At 45.1% G+C, this 23,007-nt stretch carries 17 protein-coding genes and 1 pseudogene; 7 read left to right on the forward strand and 11 right to left on the reverse strand.

All coding sequences use genetic code 11. The features are described from left to right. Positions 1-18: 18 nt before the first annotated feature. Positions 19-4,113 (reverse strand): ATP-dependent RNA helicase HrpA, encoded by a 4,095-nt coding sequence (gene hrpA / locus ACFFJH_RS13620; protein ID WP_446697468.1) that lies wholly within the window; start codon positions 4,111-4,113, stop codon positions 19-21. Positions 4,114-4,176: 63 nt separating this feature from the next. Here hrpA and argA point away from each other — a divergent pair, with 63 nt between their 5' ends. Together argA and ACFFJH_RS13630 are read left to right on the forward strand one after the other, a co-directional pair. Then, positions 4,177-5,487, forward strand: coding sequence for an amino-acid N-acetyltransferase (argA, locus tag ACFFJH_RS13625; protein WP_390213399.1), 1,311 nt, complete (start codon positions 4,177-4,179; stop codon positions 5,485-5,487). An 84-nt stretch (positions 5,488-5,571) separates the two neighbouring features. After that, on the forward strand, positions 5,572-5,844 hold the full coding sequence (locus tag ACFFJH_RS13630) for an oxidative damage protection protein (RefSeq protein WP_390213400.1): 273 nt from the start codon (positions 5,572-5,574) through the stop codon (positions 5,842-5,844). 191 nt (positions 5,845-6,035) lie between these two features. On the opposite strand, the gene aceB is transcribed toward ACFFJH_RS13630, so the two are convergent. Continuing rightward, the gene (gene aceB / locus ACFFJH_RS13635) at positions 6,036-7,622 is read right to left on the reverse strand and encodes a malate synthase A (RefSeq protein ID WP_390213402.1); all 1,587 of its coding nucleotides are present in this window, start codon (positions 7,620-7,622) and stop codon (positions 6,036-6,038) included. Between the two features lie 439 nt (positions 7,623-8,061). Here aceB and ACFFJH_RS13640 point away from each other — a divergent pair, with 439 nt between their 5' ends. Continuing rightward, a complete protein-coding gene (locus ACFFJH_RS13640; protein WP_390213403.1) occupies positions 8,062-8,970 on the forward strand; it encodes a LysR family transcriptional regulator in 909 nt (302 codons plus the stop codon). Between the two features lie 211 nt (positions 8,971-9,181). Here the strand turns inward: ACFFJH_RS13640 and ACFFJH_RS13645 are convergent, their stop codons facing one another. Continuing rightward, entirely contained in the window at positions 9,182-10,897 is a 1,716-nt protein-coding gene (locus tag ACFFJH_RS13645) for a methyl-accepting chemotaxis protein (RefSeq protein WP_390213404.1), read from the reverse strand. A gap of 346 nt (positions 10,898-11,243) precedes the next feature. Further along, the gene (locus ACFFJH_RS13650; RefSeq protein WP_186916917.1) at positions 11,244-11,447 is read right to left on the reverse strand and encodes a cold-shock protein; all 204 of its coding nucleotides are present in this window, start codon (positions 11,445-11,447) and stop codon (positions 11,244-11,246) included. 367 nt (positions 11,448-11,814) lie between these two features. Between ACFFJH_RS13650 and ACFFJH_RS13655 the strand changes: the two genes are divergently transcribed. Then, complete coding sequence (locus ACFFJH_RS13655; protein WP_390213405.1) at positions 11,815-12,258, forward strand: hypothetical protein; 444 nt, start codon at positions 11,815-11,817, stop codon at positions 12,256-12,258. Further along, positions 12,255-13,274, forward strand: a complete 1,020-nt coding sequence (locus tag ACFFJH_RS13660) for a CapA family protein (RefSeq protein ID WP_390213406.1) — start codon at positions 12,255-12,257, stop codon at positions 13,272-13,274. Before ACFFJH_RS13655 ends, ACFFJH_RS13660 begins: the two co-directional genes overlap by 4 nt. Before the next feature lie 103 nt (positions 13,275-13,377). Here the strand turns inward: ACFFJH_RS13660 and ACFFJH_RS13665 are convergent, their stop codons facing one another. The 5 genes and pseudogenes from ACFFJH_RS13665 to ACFFJH_RS13685 form a co-directional block, all read right to left on the reverse strand. Beyond that, positions 13,378-13,650, reverse strand: a complete 273-nt coding sequence (locus ACFFJH_RS13665) for a 2Fe-2S iron-sulfur cluster-binding protein (RefSeq protein WP_390213633.1) — start codon at positions 13,648-13,650, stop codon at positions 13,378-13,380. Between the two features lie 89 nt (positions 13,651-13,739). Beyond that, positions 13,740-14,036, reverse strand: a complete 297-nt coding sequence (locus ACFFJH_RS13670; protein WP_390213407.1) for an SCP2 sterol-binding domain-containing protein — start codon at positions 14,034-14,036, stop codon at positions 13,740-13,742. A 14-nt stretch (positions 14,037-14,050) separates the two neighbouring features. Further along, positions 14,051-14,704: a class I SAM-dependent methyltransferase gene (locus tag ACFFJH_RS13675; RefSeq protein WP_390213408.1), complete on the reverse strand. Its 654-nt coding sequence runs from the start codon at positions 14,702-14,704 to the stop codon at positions 14,051-14,053. Positions 14,705-14,784: 80 nt separating this feature from the next. Further along, the gene (locus ACFFJH_RS13680; protein ID WP_390213409.1) at positions 14,785-15,726 is read right to left on the reverse strand and encodes a CysB family HTH-type transcriptional regulator; all 942 of its coding nucleotides are present in this window, start codon (positions 15,724-15,726) and stop codon (positions 14,785-14,787) included. Between the two features lie 179 nt (positions 15,727-15,905). Beyond that, a pseudogene (locus ACFFJH_RS13685) lies at positions 15,906-16,895 on the reverse strand (fumarylacetoacetate hydrolase family protein). 156 nt (positions 16,896-17,051) lie between these two features. Between ACFFJH_RS13685 and ACFFJH_RS13690 the strand changes: the two are divergent. Beyond that, positions 17,052-17,570, forward strand: a complete 519-nt coding sequence (locus ACFFJH_RS13690) for a GNAT family N-acetyltransferase (RefSeq protein ID WP_390213410.1) — start codon at positions 17,052-17,054, stop codon at positions 17,568-17,570. A gap of 47 nt (positions 17,571-17,617) precedes the next feature. On the opposite strand, the gene ACFFJH_RS13695 is transcribed toward ACFFJH_RS13690, so the two are convergent. After that, positions 17,618-18,085, reverse strand: coding sequence for a cyanophycin metabolism-associated DUF1854 family protein (locus ACFFJH_RS13695; RefSeq protein WP_390213411.1), 468 nt, complete (start codon positions 18,083-18,085; stop codon positions 17,618-17,620). 1 nt (position 18,086) lies between these two features. After that, the gene (locus ACFFJH_RS13700; RefSeq protein ID WP_390213412.1) at positions 18,087-20,360 is read right to left on the reverse strand and encodes a cyanophycin metabolism-associated ABC transporter; all 2,274 of its coding nucleotides are present in this window, start codon (positions 20,358-20,360) and stop codon (positions 18,087-18,089) included. A gap of 424 nt (positions 20,361-20,784) precedes the next feature. On the opposite strand from ACFFJH_RS13700, the gene ACFFJH_RS13705 reads away from it, so the two are divergent. Next, positions 20,785-22,965 (forward strand): cyanophycin synthetase, encoded by a 2,181-nt coding sequence (locus tag ACFFJH_RS13705; RefSeq protein ID WP_390213413.1) that lies wholly within the window; start codon positions 20,785-20,787, stop codon positions 22,963-22,965. The last annotated feature ends 42 nt before the right edge of the window (positions 22,966-23,007 follow it).

A 23,007-nucleotide genomic window follows, 5' to 3' on the forward strand; every position in this document is an offset into this window, starting at 1 on the left:
AAAATTCCTTCATTAAGTTCACCTCAACAAACTCTCCCAAACCTTCTGCAATCTCTTAACCGACACCGGCATAGGCGTCTTCAACTCCTGCGCAAACAAAGACACCCGCAACTCCTCTAACAACCAACGAAACTCAATCAACTTAGGATCCGCATCCACACCGGATCGACGCGGCGTACGTTGCCATGGCTGCGCGACGATGTTCCACTCTGCCATCAGCTTCGCATCACGTGCAGGATCGGCGCGGAGTTTATCCATGCGCACCGTGATCGCTTTGAGGTAACGTGGATAATGCGCTAACTGGGCGAAATCGACTTCGGCGATGAAGCGTTTGGTGACTAGGTTTTGCAATTGTTGTTGCATGTCGGCTGCCGCTTGCGCGTGGGCTTTGAGGCCTTGTAGCTTCTTCGGTAGGCTGTAATATTCCGCCAAAATTAAGCCTGCTAAACGCGCGATTTCGTTGGCTAGTAGATTGAGTCTGGCTTTGCCTTCATCGCGCCGTTTATTAAACTCGCCAGAATTTTTCGGTAGTGGCGACTGCATGAAAGCACGATCTAAGGCTGTCGTGACGATTTGTTCGCGCAACTCTTCCTGTGAACCTAGCGACATAAATTGCATGCCCATTTGCTGCAAGCCTGGGATATTTTTTTCTAAGAACTTGACTTGCTCTTTCATCTGCAAGGCGAACAAACGACGTAAGCCCACGTGATGTACGCGTGCAGCTTCGTCAGGGTCGTCGAAGACTTCGATGTGGCAATGCGTTTGTTTATCGACTAAGGCTGGGTAACCGATTAAGGTTTGCTTGCCTTGTTGGACTTCGAGTAGTTCTGGGAGTTCGTCGAAGGTCCACGCAGTTAGATTTTCCTTTAGGTTTTCTTGTTGGATAGCTGGGGCTTTTGTTTCTGATTTGCTTGCAGTGTTTGCTGAACTTGACGACAATGGATTCCCGCTTTCGCGGGAATGACGGTTAAGGTCGGATTCCTTACTCGACTTATTACCGTTGTCTAATAGCGCCAATTTATCGGCACTGGCAATCTTTTGAAAACTCTCACGCGCTTGTGAGCCGAATTCGGCGCGTAGCGTGGCTAGATTGCGCCCCATTTCTAATTGGCGTCCGTGTTCGTCGATGATTTTAAAATTCATCGTCAGATGCGCGGGCAATTGTTCAAATTTAAAATCCGTGCTCAGGCATTGCAAACCTTTTTGTTCACGAATGTCGGCGATCAAGGTTTCTAAGAAATTGCCTTTACCGAATTCATTACGCTCACAAAATCCTGCTGCGTAATCTGGTAAAGGAACGCAATGACGGCGGATTTTTTGTGGCAGTGATTTGAGTAATAGCTGTACTTTTTCTTTGAGCATGCCTGGCACTAACCATTCGCAACGCTCGGCGGAAACTTGATTTAAGGAGAACAAAGGAATCCATAGTGTCACACCATCACGCGGACTACCCGGCTCGAAGTGATACGACAGTTGCAAACCCACACCGGAAACTTGCATGAGCTTAGGAAAGAAGTCGGTGGTAACGCCCGCCGCTTCATGCCGCATCAACTCGTCTTTATTCAAGTAGAGTAATTTAGGATTTCCCTTTGTCGCTTCTTTATGCCATTGCTCAAACAAGACCGCGTTGTAGACATCGGCTGGTAGATGTTTATCGTAGAACGCGGCGATCAAATGATCATCGACTAACACGTCTTGTCGACGTGATTTGTGTTCGATGTTTTCAATCTCACGTATCAGTTTTTGATTGAATGCTAAGAACGGTGCACGCGTATCGAAATCACCTTCGACTAGTGCATCGCGAATAAAAATCTCACGAGCTTCTTTGGGATGCGTTAAACCGTATTGTATGCGTCTTTGGCTGTACACCACCAAGCCATACAAAGTCGCGCGTTCAAAGCCAGAGACTTGTCCTGTACGTTTTTCCCAACGTGGTTCACCGTAAGATTTTTTAAGTAAATGCCCACCGACTTTTTCTAGCCACTCTGGTGGTATCTGTGCGAGGCAGCGACCGTACAAACGTGTGGTATCGACTAATTCAGCGGCCATGATCCATTTACCGGCCTTTTTCGCCAAGTAAGAACCTGGCCAAACATAAAACTTGATGCCGCGTGCGCCTAAATAATGTGCATCTTCTTCCGATTTAAAACCGATATTGCCTAGCAAACCCGTCAACAAGGAAAGATGTAATTGCTCATAAGTGGCTGGCGCCTCATTGACGCGCCACCCCTGCTCTTTGACGATGGTTAGTAATTGCGAATGCACTTCGCGCCATTCGCGCAAACGCATTTGGCTTAAGAAATTGCTGCGGCAATTGTCTTGTAATTGACGATTGGTTTTTTTGTGTTCAATCGCGTCTTCAAACCATTTCCATATTTTGAGATAAGACGTGAATTCTGACTTTTCATCCGCAAATTTTTTGTGCGCTAGATCGGCTGCGCTTTGTGCATCCATCGGTCTATCACGCGGATCTTGCACCGATAAAGCCGCAGCAATAATCAAGACTTCGCTCAACGCTTGATTATCACGTGCCGCCAAAATCATCCGCCCTACGCGCGGATCAAGTGGCAACTTAGCGAGTTCTTTACCAACCGCAGTTAGCTGATTGCTGTCATCCATCGCGCCCAGCTCTTGCAAGAGTTGGTAACCGTCGGCGATAGCGCGTCCCAAAGGTGGTTCGATGAATGGGAAAGTTTCAACATCCGTCAGGCGTAAAGACTTCATTCGCAAAATGACCGATGCCAATGATGAACGCAAAATTTCGGGTTCGGTGAACGCGGCACGTTGTTTGAACTCTTGCTCGTCATACAGTCGAATACACACACCTGCAGCCACACGACCACATCGACCCGCGCGCTGATTGGCGGCAGATTGTGCAATCGATTCGACTTGTAATTGCTCGACTTTATTACGATAACTATAGCGTTTGACACGTGCCAAACCTGCATCGACCACATAGCGTATGCCTGGCACGGTCAGCGAGGTTTCCGCCACATTGGTCGCTAACACGATACGCCGAGCATTGGAAATTTTAAACACACGTTCTTGTTCTTGCGCCGACAGTCGGGCAAACAAAGGCAGAATTTCTACATGCGGTGGATGATGTTTACGCAGCGCTTCGGCGGCATCGCGAATTTCACGTTCACCCGGCAAAAACACCAAAACGTCGCCCGAGCCTAATCGACATAATTCATCAACTGCATCGGTGATCGCCACCATCAGATCACGTTCTTTATCTTTTTCATCGGCTTGTATCGGACGATAGCGCACTTCCACTGGATACAAACGGCCTGATACTTCAATAACCGGTGCCGCTTTACCGTGCTCACCAAAATGATTGGCGAAGCGTTGCGCATCGATCGTCGCTGAAGTAATGATAACTTTAAGATCGCGGCGTTTGGGCAGAATTTGTTTGAGATAGCCGAGCAAGAAATCGATATTCAAACTGCGTTCATGCGCTTCATCGATGATGACAGTGTCGTATTGACGTAACAGTGGATCGGTCTGGGTTTCTGCCAGCAAGATACCGTCGGTCATCAGTTTGACGGATGCGCCCTTGGTCAGAGTATCGGTGAATCGGACTTTAAACCCGACATGTTCGCCTAGCGGTGAATTCAATTCCTGCGCGATGCGTTTTGCAGTCGATGATGCCGCGATACGACGCGGTTGTGTATGTCCGATCAAACCCTTTTGTCCACGCCCCAACTCCAAGCAAATCTTCGGCAACTGCGTGGTTTTACCCGAACCTGTTTCGCCGCAAACAATGATGACTTGATGTTTTTTAAGCGCTTCGGCGATTTCATCACGTCTGCCCGAGACAGGTAATTCTTCCGGATAAGTAATTACCGGTGGCGGATTGCGAAATGGCAGACTAGGCTCTGGTCGAGTCTCTGACTTCTTTGCTTGTGCAGACTTCGCTTGCTGATGCTTATGCGTGGCTGGCTGCGACGACGAATTTCCTGACTGACTAGTGTTTTTAACACCACTTCCTGAATGACTTTGGGGTGCAGCAGACTTGGCTTGCTTATCCTTTTTAGGAAATCCAGCGGGTTTGACTTGTTGTTGTGCCGCTTGACGCAGGCTGTCACGCAAAGCCTTCAAGTCTACAGGCATTTTTTTTGGTGATTTTTGGGGAGTTTTATTATCAGACATAGCGGACGCGATTATAATCCGTCCATGGAAAATTCTGTTCAATTCGTTCATTGGCTGCGCTCAGTCGCACCGTATATTCATGCCTTCCGTGGAAAGACCTTTGTGGTTGCCTTTCCGGGAGAACTCGTGGTGGCTGGCGCCCTGCCTGTTTTGGCGCAGGATTTGTCGCTACTGCACGCTCTTGGAATCAAAATCGTGATCGTGCATGGCTCACGTCCACAGGTCGCCGAGCAGTTGGCACTGCGTAATGTCGAAGGTCGTTTTCATAACGGCATACGAATTACCGATACCGCTGCGCTTGAGTGCTCAAAAGAAGCCGCAGGCGAATTGCGCTTAGATATTGAAGCAGCATTCAGCCAAGGTTTGCCAAATACGCCCATGGCACACTCTGCGATACGGATTATTTCTGGCAATTTTGTTACAGCCAAACCGATCGGAATCGTCGATGGGGTTGATTTTCAGCTGACGGGAACAACCCGTAAAGTGGCCTATGACACCATCGACCGCATCTTGGATGCTGGCAGTTTGGTGTTGTTATCACCACTGGGGTTTTCGCCAACAGGCGAAGCATTTAATTTGACGATGGAAGATGTTGCCGTCTCGGCAGCAACGGCTTTGCGTGCGGATAAACTCATCTTTATCTCCGAGACACCGATGATGGTCGATCAAGATGGTGATGAGATTCGTGAATTATCGTACAAACAAGCGGAGATAGAGTTAGAAAAACAATATTTACCTTCCGATTCAAGTTTCTATCTAGAACACGCAGTCAAAGCTTCACGTGGAGGCGTGCCACGTATTCATATCGTGCCCTATAAAATTGATGGCTCAGCCCTGCTTGAATTGTTCACGCATGATGGCGTCGGCACCATGGTTTCTACCGAAAACCTCGAAAGCTTGCGAGAAGCGACAATTGAAGATGTGGGTGGCATTATTAAATTGATCGAACCGCTTGAAGCAGATGGCACCTTGGTCAAACGCGGACGTGAATTAATTGAACGTGAAATTAATTACTTCTCGGTCATCGAACATGACGGCGTAATCTTTGGTTGCGCAGCGCTTTACCCCTTCCCTTTCGACAAAATGGGCGAAATGGCGTGCTTAACCGTCAATCCCGACGTACAAAGCCAAGGAGATGGCGAGCGCATTTTAAAACACATGGAAAAACGTGCGCGTCGTGCGGGTTTTCACTCTCTGTTTGTGTTGACGACACGCACTGCTCATTGGTTCTTGAAACGCGGTTTTGTCCAAGCGACGGTCGACGATTTGCCGAAAGACAGACAAAAAATGTACAACTGGCAGCGTAAATCCTTGGTCTTAATCAAGCAACTATAAACATGCTTGGCAACCTGATTTAAGAATCAAACGTATAATCAAGGCTTACCCCCTAGAATTTGAATCATTGAAGGAGTAGTAATTATGGCCCGCATGGTCCACTGCATTAAATTAGATAAAGAAGCTGAAGGCTTAGACTTACCAACTTATCCAGGTGAATTGGGTAAAAAGATTTTTGAAAATGTTTCCAAAGAAGCTTGGGCTGCTTGGTTGAAACATCAAACCATGTTGGTCAATGAAAACCGTTTGAATCTGGCAGACACTCGTGCCCGCAAGTATTTGGCAACACAAATGGAAAAACATTTCTTTGGTGACGGCGCAGATGCGGCGCAAGGTTATGTACCGCCAACCGAGTAGACCTAGTACTGCCTTTTAAAATTAAAAGCGAGCCTAATATGAACTAGGCTCGCCTTTTTGTTGGGTAATTGAATCAATCTGAGTAATCTGAGCGCTTGTGACAATTACCGACCTCCCATTGATTCTGCCAATTTACAGCACCGTACTAGAATCTAACCAATCTTGTCGGCGCAGTCTCCTCACATCACTACTTAAATTTCTTCATACAAAGGCAAAGTCAAAAATTCTGCAAACTCTGTCGAAGTCGACATTTCTTCGAAAATCTGCGCGGCTCTGTCGTAAGTCTCACCGTCACCGACTGACTGCTTCACCTTCACTAATTCTTCCACAATCATCTCGCGCACCATTGGTACCGTAATTTTACGACCATCTTCTAACACGCCTTTTGCAGAACGTATCCATTGCCACACTTGCGAACGACTAATTTCGGCAGTTGCTGCGTCTTCCATCAAGTTATGAATTGGCACACAACCATTACCCGCTAGCCATGCGCCAAGATAATGAATACCAACATTAATATTGTAACGCAATCCTGGTTCGGTGATCGGTGTTTCTGGTTGGAAGTTAAGCAAGTCTTGCGCACTCACAACAACGTCAGGACGTTTTTTCGTAATTTGATTTGGTGCATCGCCTAACACTTTCTTAAATTCTGCCATCGCCAAATCAACCAAACCTGGATGCGCCACCCAACCACCATCGTAACCATCGGTCGCATCACGCGCCTTATCGTTACGCACACCCGCCATCGCGAGCTCGTTCTTTTCTGGATTGTTTTTAATTGGAATTAAAGCTGCCATCCCGCCAATTGCTGGTGCATTACGTTGGTGGCAAGTCTTCAATAATAGCAAGGCATAAGAACGCATGAATGGCGCAGTCATCGTTACTTTGGCACGATCCGCCAGACAAAAATCTGCGTCGCTTTTAAACTTCTTGATGCAAGAAAAAATATAATCCCAACGGCCTGCGTTCAAACCAGAACTATGCTCACGCAGCTCATACAAAATTTCATCCATCTCAAAAGCCGCGACGATGGTTTCAATTAGCACGGTGGCTTTAATCGTCCCTTGTGGTAAGCCAAGTTCATTTTGTGTCATTACAAAAATATCATTCCACAAGCGTGCTTCTAGATGCGACTCCATCTTAGGCAAATAGAAGAATGGCCCAGCACCACGTGCAATTTGCTCCTTGGCGTTATGGAACATGAACAAAGCAAAATCAAAGATGCCGCCAGATACTCGTTGTCCATCGACCAACACGTGTTTTTCATCCAAATGCCAACCGCGTGGTCGCACAACCAAAGTCGCGATCTTGTCATTCAATTGATAACTCTTACCATTTTGTTCAAGACTAATCGTACGACGCACGGCATCACGTAAATTGATCTGTCCTATGATTTGATTATCCCAATTGGGTGTATTGGAATCTTCAAAATCCGTCATATAACTATCAGCGCCAGAATTCAAGGCATTGATAATCATCTTACGTTCAACGGGACCGGTGATTTCAACACGACGGCATTCCAAGGCTTTGGGGATCGGTGCAATCGTCCAATCACCATTACGAATGTGCGCAGTTTCGGCAAGAAAATCTGGTCGCTCGCCAGCATCCATGCGAGCCGCTCTCGCTACACGTAAGGCCAGTAGCTCTTGACGACGATTTTCGAACTGACGGCTCAATTTGCACACCAGTTGCAAAGCTTCTGTCGTTAAAATTTGCTCAAACTCTGGCTTGATCGCACCAGTAATTTTTATACCCTCAGGTAAAGTAATTTGTGACATTGCTACCTCACTCAAAAAAATTATCAAAAAATACGTAAAAAATCGGTTCAATCATTGCAGCGCACAATTTATTCTTAAAGCTTTATTTCTAGCAGTAGAAATGAATAATTTATTCATTTATTCAAAATTTATTTAATAAAATAAAAAAAACATAGCCAATAAAGAAGAAATTGAATACTTGAATCCAAGTATATTCAACATTCTTGTATACATAATGCCTCGTTTTATCACAGTATTTTTGCATTTTAGTTGCAAGTGGCCAAATATATGTAAATAATTAGTTACTATTTATCAAAAGATGAAAGCTATTTCAAACTCAAGCGATATAGGTGTGTCGAACAAAAAATGATCACCAAAATCGTTCAAATCTATATAAAACAGTGCTTTCAAAAAAAATAGCGCGGAGATAGCACTAAAAATCACTCTGCTGGAGATATACATGGATCAATTTAAACAGATTTCGACTTTTGCTGAGGTAGCAACACGAGGCAGTTTGTCAGCGGCTGCACGCGCTGAGGGGGTCGCCCCCGCCATGATAGGCAGGCGCCTGGATGCATTAGAGGAAAGACTCGACGTTAAACTTTTACAACGCACGACTCGAAAAATTGCTTTAACTATAGAAGGTGCGGCTTTTTTAGAAGACTGCCAACGCATACTTGCGGAATTGGAAGAAGCTGAGACTTCAGTGTCTGAACGTAGCGCAAAAGCTAGCGGTCAATTAACTATCTCAGCACCCGCAGGTTTTGGCCGACAACATGTGGCGCCATTGATTCCGAATTTTTTAGCGGAACACAAAGAAGTCAAACTTACGCTCAATCTGAACGACAGAGTGGTCGATTTAATTGGAGAAGGTGTGGACGTCGCAATACGCATTGCCGCACTAACAGACTCCAATCTGATTGGTGTTAAATTGGCCGATAACAAACGGGTAGTCGTGGCCTCTCCAGACTACCTCAAGCGACATGGCCGCCCCGTCACGCTAGATGACCTGCACCAGCACAATTGCCTGACGTTCAGTAGTGACGGCAGCCAGCGTGGTTGGACTTTCCGTGAAAATGGGAAAAATGTACTGCGCAAAGTGGAAGGCAATATGGTGTGCAATGACGGCGCAGTTTTACATGACTGGGCACTCTCTGGTAAAGGCCTCGCATGGCGCTCTATGTGGGAAGTCGGTAGTGAAATTGAAACCGGAAAACTAGTCACCGTTCTTGATGAATTCAATGCACCTGGCAATGATATTTATGCGATCTTCGCGCAACGTCGTCACCTACCATTACGCATTCGCGCCTTCGTCGATTTTTTAAGAGCATCTTATAGCAAACCTAATTACTGGCAGCCTAAAGTCTAATTGATCGTCAATTCGACACTATCAAAAAATAAGCGGTCGATAAAAGACTTCATATAAGTTTGGCGTAAAAAAAGCAGGCATTTTAATTTGCCTGCTTTTTTTGACCGTTTTTTGCTTTAGCGCCTATTACAAATTCCAACTTAGATTTTTCAGCAAAATTCCACAGCTAAATTTCTGTCTAGATTTTTGCTTAAGCCGCTACCCGACAGGTTTAAAACTCTTCCCAATCTTGATCTGACTGAGCCGACTTGCTCGCTCTAGATGAAGTGCTATTATCATTCGCGATTGATTTAACCGGCGCTTTTTTCACCACAGGTTGGCGCGCTGCTGGTTTAGGCGCGCTAACGACTGCGGACTCTGAGACTTGTTGCTGAGGACGATCATTGGCATTAAGTTTGAAAATACTGACCGCTTGATTCAAGTTATTAGCCTGATCTTGCATACTTCCAGCAGCGGCAGCGGCTTCTTCCACCAGTGCGGCATTCTGTTGAACGGCTTCATCCATTTTTGAGATCGCGATATTCACTTGGGCGATGCCATCACTTTGTTCAACACTGGCTGCGGTAATCTCGGCCATAATATCTGCCACACCTTTGATTGACACGACAATTTCATCCATAGTCTGTCCGGCGTCATCAACCAATCGCGAACCTGTATCAACCTTATTCACAGAATCATTGATCAACTCTTTAATTTCTTTCGCCGCACTAGCGGAACGTTGCGCCAAGCTGCGCACTTCGGAAGCAACGACCGCAAAGCCTCGCCCTTGCTCGCCCGCACGGGCGGCTTCCACCGCGGCATTCAAGGCCAAAATATTGGTTTGAAATGCGATACCGTCAATCACTCCAATAATGTCGACAATTTTTTTAGAACTATCTTTGATCGAATTCATTGTGTGCACCACATCACCGACCACTTGACCACCTTTGCTCGCCACGCTTGAAGCTTTCAACGCAAGCGTATTTGCCTGACGTGCATTATCCGCATTTTGCTGGACAGTGGAGGTTAACTCTTCCATAGAAGAAGCGGTCTCTTCCAAGCTGGCCGCTTGATTTTCTGTGCGCGAAGACAGATCCATATTGCCACTCGCGATTTCTTCGGACGATACCGCTATAGACGAACTACCTTGACGTACAGTAGTCACGGTTTGCACCAAATTCTGACGCATGTTTTCTAAACCCGTCAGTAATTGGCCCATTTCATCATTCGACTTCGCTTTAATTTGTTGCGACAAATCACCATTACCAATCGCATCAAATTGTTGCAGGAGGAACTGCAATGGATGCGAAATCGCGGTCAATAAGAAATACGCGGAGATAGTGACTGCGATTAATCCTGCCAGTACACCAAGAATATCAACCCACATAAAAATCTTAAATGCAGCCTGATTTTCCTTCAGCATTCCTTCTGCTGCTTTCAACTGAAAATCATTCAAGGCAGTCATTTTGTCAGAATAAATACGAAACAATGGTGCCAATACATTCATATTGATCCGATCAGCTTCGTCTTTATTCCCAGCTTTGACTGCGTCAAACATGGGATTGAAGCCTTCTTTATAAAACTTATCTTTTGCGGCCTGCACTTCAGTCGTTAAACGCTTTTCTTCACCATCAGCAGGCAGCGCTGTATATGACTTCCAACGATCTTCTGAATCCTTTAAGAATCCTTCGATACGTTTGACATTTTCTGCATGGTCGCTGGCCTCAGGATGAGCAATAGAGCGGTCAATTGCCGTTCTGGCACGCAGCAAAGAAATGCGAGAATCGCTCAATGCATCGAGTGAGGGCATTTGGTTCGTGAATAACTCATTAATCGTTGAGTTGCTATTACGTACACCAATAATACCCATCGCACCGCCAATGGCGAGCATAAGCCCCATAAACATCATGGTTGCAATCAATCTGAATTTGATTGTGACATTAAACATAAAATGGTCTCCGACTGGATTTTTGGTTGAAAAAGGAGCTGGATTGACAACTCATAAACATAAGGTAGTTGCCTCAAATCAATATTGATCTAACTCAAAAGAAGTATAGTTATCTTTACAGCGCTAGTGAAGGTATATTCAACAATCCAACAAAAAATATCTACTGAGCAATGATTTATGTAACAACTTAGATCACAACTTAAGCCACAACTTTGACATGAAACTTGGACACAGATCTTAATGCGAATTTTTTACTTACTAAAATCCATAAAGTACAGGCGAAAAAAAACCCGACCAGAGGTCGGGTTTTTTAGACAGACTTTAACAAGTCATCAAAGCGATCAAATTAGATCGCTTGGATGTTAGAAGCTTGTTTGCCTTTAGGGCCAGTAGTCACGTCGAAAGAAACACGTTGGTTTTCTTTCAAAGACTTGAAGCCTTGAGAAACGATTGCTGAGAAATGTGCGAACAAATCTTCGCCGCCTTCGTCAGGAGTAATGAAGCCAAAACCTTTAGAATCATTAAACCATTTTACAATACCTGTTGCCATTACAATTTCCTATTTCAGTTAATGTGGGCAGATGCCCGATAAATCGTTTCAACCAAGCAAGAAATGACAGACTGATACTGCACTACTACCTAGAATCTCAACGATGACCCCGATTATACTCACAATTTCTGAAGAAAGTAAATTTTAAATTGAATGTAAGAAATTTCGTGGTGTTTTAGCCGTGTTTTAAGGACATTTTTAATCCGCAGAAGATTTAAATGTATCGACTATCTCGGCGCATGATCGCGCTTAACATTTCTTTGCTCATTTCTTTGCGCTTCTCTTTGCACCACTAAGTAACTAAAGAGACTGGTTTTTTTACCCTTACAAATCTACACTAGCGCATTTGCCTACTTCGCTAGAAAACATGCAAACCCTTCAAAAATCTGGTAGAGAGATTATTACTATCTTCCAAACACTACTTTTATGCTTTGGCTTGCAATCATCCGCTTCAGCCGACGACTCTCATACATCACCGATATTGCATTGCAAGGTCAGCTATGCCGGTACTACACAGACAATTGATACTTCGTTTCTTCAAGATCCGTATCTTGCGCCCATGCACGACATTGGTGGTCGCTTCAGTTTCAAAGCGGTAATGGTCGGTACAAACAGCAAAATTGACTACATCAAACTCTATGCCTACTTGCAAGGACGCGAACTGGATACACCCATACATCAGGCCATCTATCGCAAACCTATTCTTATTAGCAAAAAAATGAAGGCACTAACCCCCTTGAATCATTTATATGCGGGTGAAGTAGAACGTGAAATGCAATATCAGTGCTTTTTAGGCCGGGCTCAAAAATGAAGAACATCGTTAAAAATCTGATCTCCATAGTATTTTATTGTTCCCTTGGTGCGATCACAGCCACCTTGGCACAAACATCCGAGACCTCCGTGCAGAGATCTAAACAAGTCAGCATTTTATTTGTAGGCGATGTCGTCTTAGACGATTTGCCCGGCAAAGCGATTGAACAAGGAGAAGATCCATTTGCTGCGTTCGAAAAAATATTCGCCAGTGCCGATATCCGCATCGCTAACTTAGAATGTGTCGTTGCTACTACCGGAAAAGCGGCGGAGAAAAATTTCACCTTTCGCGCTCATCCACGCGTCATTCCTGTACTGAAAAAACACTTTGATGCCATATCATTAGCCAACAATCATTCTGGCGATTACGGCCCAACGGCATTTAGTGAAATGTTAGCGCTACTAAAAGAACAAAAGATGGCGTACTTTGGTGGCGGAAATAATCTCAGTGAAGCGCATCGCCCGCACATCATAGAAAAAAATGGCATGCGCATCGCCCTACTCGGCTACAACGAATTTATGCCGCGCAGCTTTGAAGCCAACATCCATAAAGCAGGCGTCGCATGGAGTGAAGATGAGCAAGTCGTGAGAGACATTAACGCCGCACGCCAGCAATACAAGGCCGATATCGTGATTCCGTTCATGCATTGGGGCTGGGAAAACGAAATGACCGCCAACCAACGTCAGCGTCAATTAGCTCGCATCATGATAGATGCAGGCGCAGATGCCGTGATCGGCGGGCATCCGCACGTTATTCAAGACACAGAAACCTACAAAGGCAAACCTATCATTTATAGCATCGGTAATTTTATGATGGACGCTTTAGATAATGAAGCTCAAACCTTAGGCTGGGCGGTACGCCTGCATCTTGATCAAAATGGCGTCAAAGCGTGGGATACCAGCATCGCTAAAATTAATCCGGAAGGAACTCCTGCACCGCAATCGAACACCAATAGCCCGTGCTGGAATAAAACGACTGGCCTCAAGACTTCATGTGAAAATACACAAATACCCTAAGTCATCTGAGTCATCGAAACCATCTAAGCTATAAGCCAAAACCGATAACTTTTATTAAACTAAACCCTAGTAGCTATCGCTTATTTTTTTTCAGAATTGACGCTCAATCCCGATGCAAGACCCAATCAAGCAATACGAGATCACTCACAGGTTTTGCTACACAGGGCAGAATATAACCATCAGCTTTCTCATCAAAACTAAGTCCCGGCCATTCAATCAGATACTCAATTTGCCCACTTTGCAGACGACATAAGCAAGTTCTGCAAGTCCCATTTCTACATGAATTTGCTAGCACCACGCCTTGTTTTAAAGCTGCGCTCAACAGGCTATCATCCGCCGCACACAGAAATGCTTTGTCGTATTGCGGCAGACAAATCTTGAACGGCTCAGGGTTCTGATTTAATTGATTTGCAGATTGATTTTTTTGGCTCACGGCAGGTAGTGATAACTCAAGGATACCTGCACTCAAACGACTTTTTGCAAACGCATCGCGATACTCATATCGCCAGCAAGTTTCAGTTTGCCACTCATAAATCCATTCACAGGATTTAATTCCCCCGCCAATAAGGCAGTTAAATCGTCAAGCGATAAACTAACTGTGCAATCAGCGTCTCTGCTCTGATTATCAACGACATGCGGACGCACAATCGCATCGACAAATATCACGCCTTCGTCACCACAATCAAACTTAAGCCGCGCATTCAAACTGCTGTCTTGGCCTAATTTATTTCTAATTTTTTCAGTACAGATTTGCAGGGTCATTGGTACAACAATCCTTATTTCAATACACAAGTCAACATCCAAAAAAATTCATTACGGCTAACACGAATATCACGCGCAATCGTCGCAAATTTTTTCTTTAAATAACTATCAGTGGGGAAGTTTTTAATCACTTCCAATCGGGTGCCATCAGGTAATTGACGAATTTGATAAGTATTGCCATCACTATCGGTACGCGCCGTTGGCGGCGTAAAATCCTCAACCACATTATCGTCAATCAATACCAGCAAGCCGCCCGAACCTATGGCTTTACGAATATTCTTAAATGCCGAATCGTACTCGTCGCGTCGAATATGTGACCACATTCCAGCGGCAAAACAAGCATTAAATTTTTGATCGGCAGGTAACTGCAAATCGTGCCAGTCCGCAATCGCGAAATTCACTTTATCCTCTGGATAATCATGATCTTGTGCCAGATCGAGCATCGCCTCATTGATATCAGTCGCCAATACTGAGTTAGCGGATTCTGCTATATGCTGAGTCCAAAATCCGGTACCACAGCCAAGCTCAAGCACATCACGATCCGCCAAAGCTTCCGCGATATGTTCCGCCGCCGCATAGGCGTCTTCTTCTAAATCAGGTTCTTGATACTTCTCATCAAAGCTCTCAGCGCATTGCGCATAATAATCAGCTAGTGCTTCACGCTTCATTTCATTCTTTCGGGGTAAATTTCATTATTCTATTCACTGATCAGTGCTAAATTCAGCACCAGCGCAGTATCCGCTTAGCATTAAAGGTCGTAGCTATCTTTGCCACCTTGCATGACTTGATCGATCAATTTTCGGTTCATCGCTGGTGAGAGCATTTCAATAAAAGTGTACATATAGGTTCGCAGATAAGCACCTTGTCTGACCGCTACCCTCGACACATTCATACCAAATAAATGTCCGACCGAGATCGCTCGCAAATTCTGATCTCGCTCAGTGTCAAAAGCCATGCCGGCGATAATTCCTACGCCCATACCTAGCTCGACATAAGTCTTAATCACGTCAGCATCAATCGCTTCCAGCAAAACATCTGGCTTTAGGTGACGCACCTCGAACGCATGATCAATTTTGCTACGTCCAGCGAACGCTGCATCGTAAGTAATCAGTGGATATTTAGCGATATCTTCTAAAGTAATCGCCTTTAACTTTAGCAAAGGATGATCGGGGGCTACCACCACCACATGCTCCCATTGATAGCATGGCATAGATACCAGTCCATCAACGCTAGTAATCGCCTCGGTAGCAATCGCAATATCAGCTTGGTCGCGCATCACCATTTCGGCAATTTGTTTCGGGCTACCTTGCAACAGAGACAAACGCACTTTAGGATATTTCTGCATGAAAGCTTGCACCAATTTTGGCAAGGCATAACGTGCTTGTGTATGCGTGGTGGCAATCGTAAAACTACCACTATCCTGCGCCGCAAACTCCTTGCCTATGCGTTTTAAGCCGTCGATTTCCTGCATAATCATTTCGACTGATTTCAGCACTGCGCGACCAGGCTCGGTTAGACCACGAATACGTTTGCCATGCCGAGCAAAAATATCAACGCCTAACTCTTCTTCCAATTCAATAATTGCCTTGGAAACACCCGGTTGTGATGTGAATAAGGCCTTAGCCGCTTCGGTAAGATTGAAATTCTGTCTGACCGCTTCGCGAACGAAACGCAATTGATGGAGATTCATGCACGATCCTAAAGTCAGAGTAAAGTTTTTTATCGATGTAGCTCTTTATCGGAATAACGTGCCACTTCTTTATATGATAAAAATTAACTTTACTCAGTTTATATAACTTGAATAGTATATAGACTCGGACTATGAATGCCTAGAAAAAATCAAATTTGCTAGCCAAAACCCTCGAATCTTTAGTTTTTAGTGTATTCGACCACGCTTTGTTCAATCGCACCAAAAATTGATTTGCCGTTTTTATCCAGCATCTCAATACGTATCTTATCGCCAAATTTCATAAATTCCGTAGTTGCTGCGCCACTGGCAATCATTTCTAAAGCGCGCTTTTCTGCAATGCAGCTATACCCCTTCCTCGGGTCTTTGTTTGATACTGTGCCTGAGCCTATGATCGTGCCTGCGCGCGCATTGCGCGTCTTGCACAAATGAGTAATTAACTGCGGGAAAGAAAACACCATATCGACACCTGCATTCGGCTGTCCGACCAGCGTGTCGTTCCAGGTTGAACGCAGTGCCAGATGTACTTTGCCATCTTTCCAAGCATCACCCAACTCATCAGGCGTAACAGCCACTGGAGAAAAGCTAGAAGCAGGTTTAGATTGAAAAAATCCAAAACCTTTTGCCAATTCTGCAGGAATTAAATTACGCAAAGAGACATCATTAACCAACATCAGCAGACGAATATGCTCTTGCGCATGCTACACCTTAACCCCCATAGGTACATCGCCGGTCACGACTGCGATTTCACTTTCAAAATCTATGCCCCACTCTTCCGACAATAAAGCGATGTCATCCATAGGGCCAATAAAATCATCACTACCACCTTGATACATTAAAGGGTCATGCCAAAAACTTTCAGGCATCTCTGCATTTCGCGCTTTACGCACTAATTCCACATGATTGACATAGGAAGAACCATCAGCCCATTGATAGGCTCGTGGCAACGGCGCCATGCATTTTTGCGGTTCAAAATCGAAACTATTAATGCCTCTGCCAGCGTTCAAACGTTCGTACACTTCATTCAACTGAGGTGCAATAAAATTCCAATCATCTAAGGCGTGCTGCAAAGTAGCAGCAATGCCATCTGCAATCTGCGCAGTTTTCAAATCGCGCGAGACTACAATCAATTGTCCATCACGCGTTCCATCTTTAAGTGTCGCTAATTTCATAATCGTTTATTATATCTATAGTTAAGGAAGTCGATCGTAAAATAATCTGTATGCTAAATTGTACCTTGAGCATTCCTATCGTTCGTACCAATAGCTCCGATCGCACTAATAGCACACTAATAGCACAAGATTCATAAAGTCAAACTGGAGACCAAATTGTCCTCACAAGTTATAACGAGCAGCGCTCGCTTGCTACTACGCACCATGGATGACAATGATGCAGCATTTTACTTGCGACTCGTCAATGAACCGAGCTTTATCCAGAATATCCGCGATAAAGGTATACGCACACTAGAAGATGCTAAGCAAGCCATACAAACTGGCCATCAAGAGGTACAAGAAAAAATGGGGTTTAGTCTGTATTTGGTAGAAAGAAAAGCAGATGGACAGGCAATCGGATTGTGTGGCTTAGTTAAACGTCCAGAATTAGACAATATTGATATTGGCTACGCCTACTTGCCCGAATTTGCAGGTCAGGGATATGCATTCGAAGCTGGACAAGCAATCATTGAATTGGCAAAAAATACGCTTCGACTCGACCAACTCGTTGCGATTACCTCACTCCACAATATCGCATCTGAAAACTTATTACTGAAAATGGGATTTCAAATCAGTGCCGTTTTACCTTGGAACGATGGCAAAGAGGTCAAGTACTACACCTTGGCATTTAACTAAATCAACTCCAACCCAAACGCAGATTGGAGCAATCATATTCAGCAAGCTTACAAAAACCGATCCAAAATTTTGCGACTATGCTTATCGATATCAAACATATTCCTGATCAGAAAATGTATGCCATGATTATCTGCAATTAATAAGGATTCCTTGCCAATCCGACGAATATCTTCATCGCCCTTCAACACGAATTGAGTGTCGCCGCGATCTGTTTTTACATGCCAAGTACAAGGCGTAGCAAAACTGGTGACACTAACTATTTTGGAAATTTCCGGCATGAATTCACGACCTTCTAATTCCTCAGCAATCAATTCACGCACAGCCGCAGGCAAATCCGATAAATGATCTATCCACGCCACCTCTGCACCATTTTCTTTAACTAATGAAATCCCTGCGTCCGGCGACTGAATCGGAAAAGCGCGTACCGGACGCACATCAATATGCTCGGCACCGTCAACATCGATTAATACTAACTGCTGAAAACTATTACGTCTTAATTGAAATTGGGTCGTCACTTTATTCTCCTCCGACTGCCAACGCTGCGGCGTTACGAGCCTGCGCTTCATACAATTTAAAATAAGCGCCCTGTTTGGCCATCAAATCATCATGACTACCAACCTCGACTACTTCACCTCGGTCTAATACAACCAAACGATCCGCTTTATGCAAAGTTGAAAGACGATGCGCAATCGCTATCGTGGTGCGGCCTTTGACCAAATTATCCAACGCTTTTTGGATTTCTTTTTCGGTCTCTGAATCCACTGATGAAGTCGCCTCGTCCATAATCAAAATTCGTGGATCAATCAATAAGGCACGCGCAATTGAAATCCTTTGACGTTCACCACCGGACAAACCTTGACCACGTTCGCCGACCATAGAATCGTAACCCTGAGGCAAGCGCAAAATAAATTCATGCGCGTGAGCGGCGCGCGCGGCAGCGATAATCTCTTCCCGTGTGGCGTGTGGCTTGCCGTAAGCAATATTGTCTGCAATCGTACCGAAGAACAAGAAAGGCTCTTGTAATACGAGACCGATATTGCTGCGGTAATCAGCTACCGCAAACGAACGGATATCAACACCATCGAGCAAAATTGCACCTTCAGCCACATCATAGAAGCGACAAATCAAATTCACCAAAGTGCTTTTACCCGAACCACTATGTCCAACCAAGCCTATCATTTCACCAGGTTGGATATTCAAACTCACGCCACGATTGACTGCCCGATTACCATAACGGAAGCCGACTTCGCGCAATTCAATTTGACCTTTTACTTCTTTGATTTTGACTGGATTTTGTGGCTCCGGCACACTGGACACATGATCCAGAATATCAAAGATACGTTTTGCCGCTGAAGCCGATTTTTGAGTTACTGAGACGATGCGACTCATGGAATCGATACGACCATAGAAATTACTAATGAATGCGACCGCAGAGACCAAAGCACCAACGGTAATTTCATTATGCGACACCTGCCAAATACCAAAACCCCACACGACCAAAATACCAATATCGGTCAAGAAAGAAACAATTGGTGAAAACAAAGACCACACTTTATTAAGTTTATCGTTGACCGCCAAATTATGCTTATTCGCATCACGGAAGCGTGTCGCTTCACGCTGCTCTTGCGCGAAGGCTTTCACCACACGAATACCTGGAATCGTGTCCGCAAGCACGTTGGTCACTTCACCCCAAACCCTATCAATTTTTTCAAAGCCAGTACGCAAGCGATCACGCACCAGATGGATAGCCCAAGCAATCAAGGGCAAGGGCAATAAAGTGACCAAGGCTAACTTGGTATCAATATGCAATAAGAATGCAGCAGTCATGAGAAACATCAGAACATCGGTCGCAAAGTCGAGCAAATGCAGAGACAGATAAACGCAAATCCGATCACTTTCACTACCGATACGCGACATCAAATCACCAGTACGTTTGCTGCCAAAATATTCCAAGGAAAGTTTCAATAAATGTTCGTAAGTCGCCGTGCGCAAATCCGCACCTATCCGCTCAGAAACCAAGGCTAATATATACGTTTTACCCCAGCTTAATAACCACGCCAATACAGCGGCGCCAAATAATCCACCTATGTAAGTAGCAACCAAGGCAGGTTCCACATGTTGACCGTTTTGATAGGGAATCAAGACCTCGTCGGTGAGTGGCTTAGTTAAATAACGTGGAATCATATGCGCCGCGGTACCCAGCAGCATTAAGGTAAAACCAATCGCCAATGACACTTTGTAAGGCCGAGCGAAACGCCACAAGCGGAACAAAGTCCAAGTGGATGGTGGCGTATGTATGACCTTGGTACATACCGGACACTCTTCTTGTTCCGGTTCTAAGACAGCCTTACAACTAGGACAAATATTTTGCTCAACACGTTCAGGCGTTTTACCGGTCAGATGCGCTTCCAATTGCTCACGAAAGCTATCCATCAAACGGATGACTAATAAATTCTGTCCTAAAGTAAAACGCCAATGCGCCAACAAACGCGCCTCGTCCAGCAATTCCAAATGCCCCACCCCGGCGTGGTCGTGATGGCGCATTTGTATGCCGTGCGTGTAAGACCAGGACAACCAGTTTTGCTCATTAGGCGCTTTTGACAACAAGCGTTGATTGGTAACGACGATCAAACCCCGCTCAAACCTCAAGCTTGCATCCAAATCCGTCTCAACGGCACTCAATACAATTTCATCTTGCTTTAATTGTAAAGTTAACTCTTGCGCCCATACCTGAGGCAAATTATTCATTGGGCTAGCCATACTTAATGTTGGTGGTGATGTTGTTGTCATCGTCAAACAAACTCCCGAAAGACGCTTTCTGGCACAAATGGAAAACGCGCGAAAAAATTAAAAAAACCGCATTCTTTTGTTATTCACATATAAATCAGCACACTAATCATAGACAAATTTCTATAAATCTTTGGGAGAATGTGTGATGCGATATGACTGAAACAGCAAATTACGGTATTCTGTCGAAAGAGAAACAAGATCATGGAAAATGTCTACTTTCGCATTGGGTAAGAACGTATTAGCTATGAAGTATACCAGCAAGCCTTGGTGAGATAATTTTCAATTTGCTTAATTTAACACCGTCAACCAAAGGCTTGTCAGCTAAGCTGAGTTACCTAACGTTATTACCTGATCTTGGGCATACACATTTCCAAAAATAGTAAAGCGAATAGTGATTTCATTATTCAATAAAAAATTGACATTCATGACTACAAAAAAGAAAGACATCACTCCGCTGCGTATTTCTCATTTGCGCGGACCGAATATTTGGACTTATCGCCCCGTCATCGAAGTTTGGCTAGATATAGGGGAATTCGAAGAACTCCCCTCCAATAAACTCCCTGGTTTATATGAACGCCTGACAGAGCGGCTCCCTGGCCTATTGCAACATCGCTGTGGCGTCGGTGAGATAGGTGGTTTTCTAGAGCGGCTTAAAGAAGGTACTTGGGTCGGTCACATTTTAGAGCATGTAGTCTTAGAGCTACAAAACATGGCGGGGATGCGTACCGGATTTGGTCAAACTCGCTCCACCTGTGTCGAAGGCGTGTATAAGATGGCCTTTCGCACGCGACAAGAGCAAGTCGGACGTGCCGCTCTCAGCATGGGGCGAGATCTTTTAATAGCACTCATCGAAAACACTGCCTATGACTTCGATGCAGAACTTCTCAAATTACGCGACATGGTTGACTCCTTATGCCTAGGTCCAAGTACCGCACATATCGTTGACGCAGCGACTGATCGCAATATTCCATCTATTCGCCTCACCGAAGGCAACCTAGTACAACTGGGCCACGGCATTGCGCAACGTCGCATCTGGACAGCAGAAACAGATCGCACCAGTGCCATTGCAGAAAGCATCGCCAGCGACAAAGACATGACCAAGTCACTATTAAAAGCCTGCGGTGTTCCAGTACCAGAAGGCAGCTTGGGAAGAAGCGCAGCTGAAGCTTGGGAAGAAGCGCAAGATATAGGATTACCCGTAGTCATCAAACCTTACGATGGCAATCATGGTCGCGGTGTGACTTTAAATCTCATGACCGAACCCGAAGTTATCGCGGCGTATGAATTAGCGGCTCGCAAAGGTGATAGCAAAAGCGTTATTGTAGAACGCTACATTACCGGTAACGAACATCGCTTATTAGTCGTTGGTAATGAATTGGTTGCAGCCGCCAAAGGTGAATCGCTTTGGATTGTTGGCGATGGAAAATCGACGATCAAAGAATTGGTTGCACAGCAAATTAACATTGATCCGCGACGCGGTGAAACAGAGGACTTTCCTCTTGGTTTGATCAAACCCGATGAAAGTGCTGAAATTATTTTAGAGTTGAAGCGTCAAGGCATGGACGCAGCATCAGTGCCAACCGAAGCGCAAAAAGTTTTGATACAACACAACGGCAATGTTGCCATTGATGTTACAGACGAAGTTCATCCCGATATTGCCCGCATCGCCGCTCTAGCAACGCGCATCATTGGCTTAGATATCGCAGGCATCGATCTGGTATGCGAAGATATTTCTCAACCATTAGAACAACAACGCGGTGCGATTATTGAAGTCAACGCCAGCCCGGGCTTGCTATCTCATTTGAAACCCGCCGTTGGCAAACCACGCGACATAGGCTCTGCCATCATCAAACATTTGTTTGGTCCCGTTGATAACGGTCGCATCCCTATCGTCGGCGTTGCTGGCAGTCAAGGTACCAGCCTGATTTCTCGCCTAATCTCCAGCATGTTAAGCATCAGCGGCAAATATTCCGGTGTTGCTTGCGCAGACGGTTTGTATCTAGATCAGCGCCAGGTCGTTAAGACCGACTGCACATCGTGGGATGCAGGCCAACGACTACTCCTCAACCGAAACGTTCAAAGCGCAGTGTTCGAAACCAATGCCAAACGGATCTTGGCTGACGGCCTAGCCTATGACAAATGCATGATAGGCGTGGTCACTGATCTAAACGGCGTAGAAGATCTAGCTGATTTTTACCTGACAGACCGCGAGCAAATGTTCAAAGTCATGCGGACGCAAATTGACGTAATCCTGCCACAAGGCTGCGCCGTTATTAATGCTGAAATCGACGTCGCCGAAGAGTTGGGCGAGTTATCTGACGGCGATCTTATTTACTTTGCCAAATCCGAACAAAATCCTGCATTGAACAAGCATTTGGCGAACAACAAACGCGCCGTGTTCTTACGCGACCAACAAATCGTGCTGGCAACGGGTAAAGACGAGATTAAGTTACTCGCACTCTCATCTTTGAAAGCTAGCAAAGCGGAACAGCCTGAAGCAATTATGGCAGCGATTGCAGCCGCTTGGGCGATGGATATAGAACCTGATTTAATCGTAGCAGCATTGCGCAATTTCGATTCAAATCCGCCGAAAAAACAATACTAAATCATGGTAAGTGTCGCTCGAAAAAAATCAGCGACGAAACAA

The organism is Affinundibacterium danionis (assembly GCF_042432465.1).
GTDB classification, from domain to species: domain Bacteria; phylum Pseudomonadota; class Gammaproteobacteria; order Burkholderiales; family Burkholderiaceae_D; genus Undibacterium; species Undibacterium danionis.

Excerpts from the sequence above, each read along its gene's own strand:
- hrpA (WP_446697468.1), bottom strand. The coding sequence starts at position 4,113 with ATGCCTGTAGACTTGAAGGCTTTGCGTGACAGCCTGCGTCAAGCGGCA.
- argA (WP_390213399.1), top strand. The coding sequence starts at position 4,177 with ATGGAAAATTCTGTTCAATTCGTTCATTGGCTGCGCTCAGTCGCACCG.
- ACFFJH_RS13630 (WP_390213400.1), top strand. The coding sequence starts at position 5,572 with ATGGCCCGCATGGTCCACTGCATTAAATTAGATAAAGAAGCTGAAGGC.
- aceB (WP_390213402.1), bottom strand. The coding sequence starts at position 7,622 with ATGTCACAAATTACTTTACCTGAGGGTATAAAAATTACTGGTGCGATC.
- ACFFJH_RS13640 (WP_390213403.1), top strand. The coding sequence starts at position 8,062 with ATGGATCAATTTAAACAGATTTCGACTTTTGCTGAGGTAGCAACACGA.
- ACFFJH_RS13645 (WP_390213404.1), bottom strand. The coding sequence starts at position 10,897 with ATGTTTAATGTCACAATCAAATTCAGATTGATTGCAACCATGATGTTT.
- ACFFJH_RS13650 (WP_186916917.1), bottom strand. The coding sequence starts at position 11,447 with ATGGCAACAGGTATTGTAAAATGGTTTAATGATTCTAAAGGTTTTGGC.
- ACFFJH_RS13655 (WP_390213405.1), top strand. The coding sequence starts at position 11,815 with ATGCAAACCCTTCAAAAATCTGGTAGAGAGATTATTACTATCTTCCAA.
- ACFFJH_RS13660 (WP_390213406.1), top strand. The coding sequence starts at position 12,255 with ATGAAGAACATCGTTAAAAATCTGATCTCCATAGTATTTTATTGTTCC.
- ACFFJH_RS13670 (WP_390213407.1), bottom strand. The coding sequence starts at position 14,036 with ATGACCCTGCAAATCTGTACTGAAAAAATTAGAAATAAATTAGGCCAA.
- ACFFJH_RS13675 (WP_390213408.1), bottom strand. The coding sequence starts at position 14,704 with ATGAAGCGTGAAGCACTAGCTGATTATTATGCGCAATGCGCTGAGAGC.
- ACFFJH_RS13680 (WP_390213409.1), bottom strand. The coding sequence starts at position 15,726 with ATGAATCTCCATCAATTGCGTTTCGTTCGCGAAGCGGTCAGACAGAAT.
- ACFFJH_RS13700 (WP_390213412.1), bottom strand. The coding sequence starts at position 20,360 with ATGACAACAACATCACCACCAACATTAAGTATGGCTAGCCCAATGAAT.
- ACFFJH_RS13705 (WP_390213413.1), top strand. The coding sequence starts at position 20,785 with ATGACTACAAAAAAGAAAGACATCACTCCGCTGCGTATTTCTCATTTG.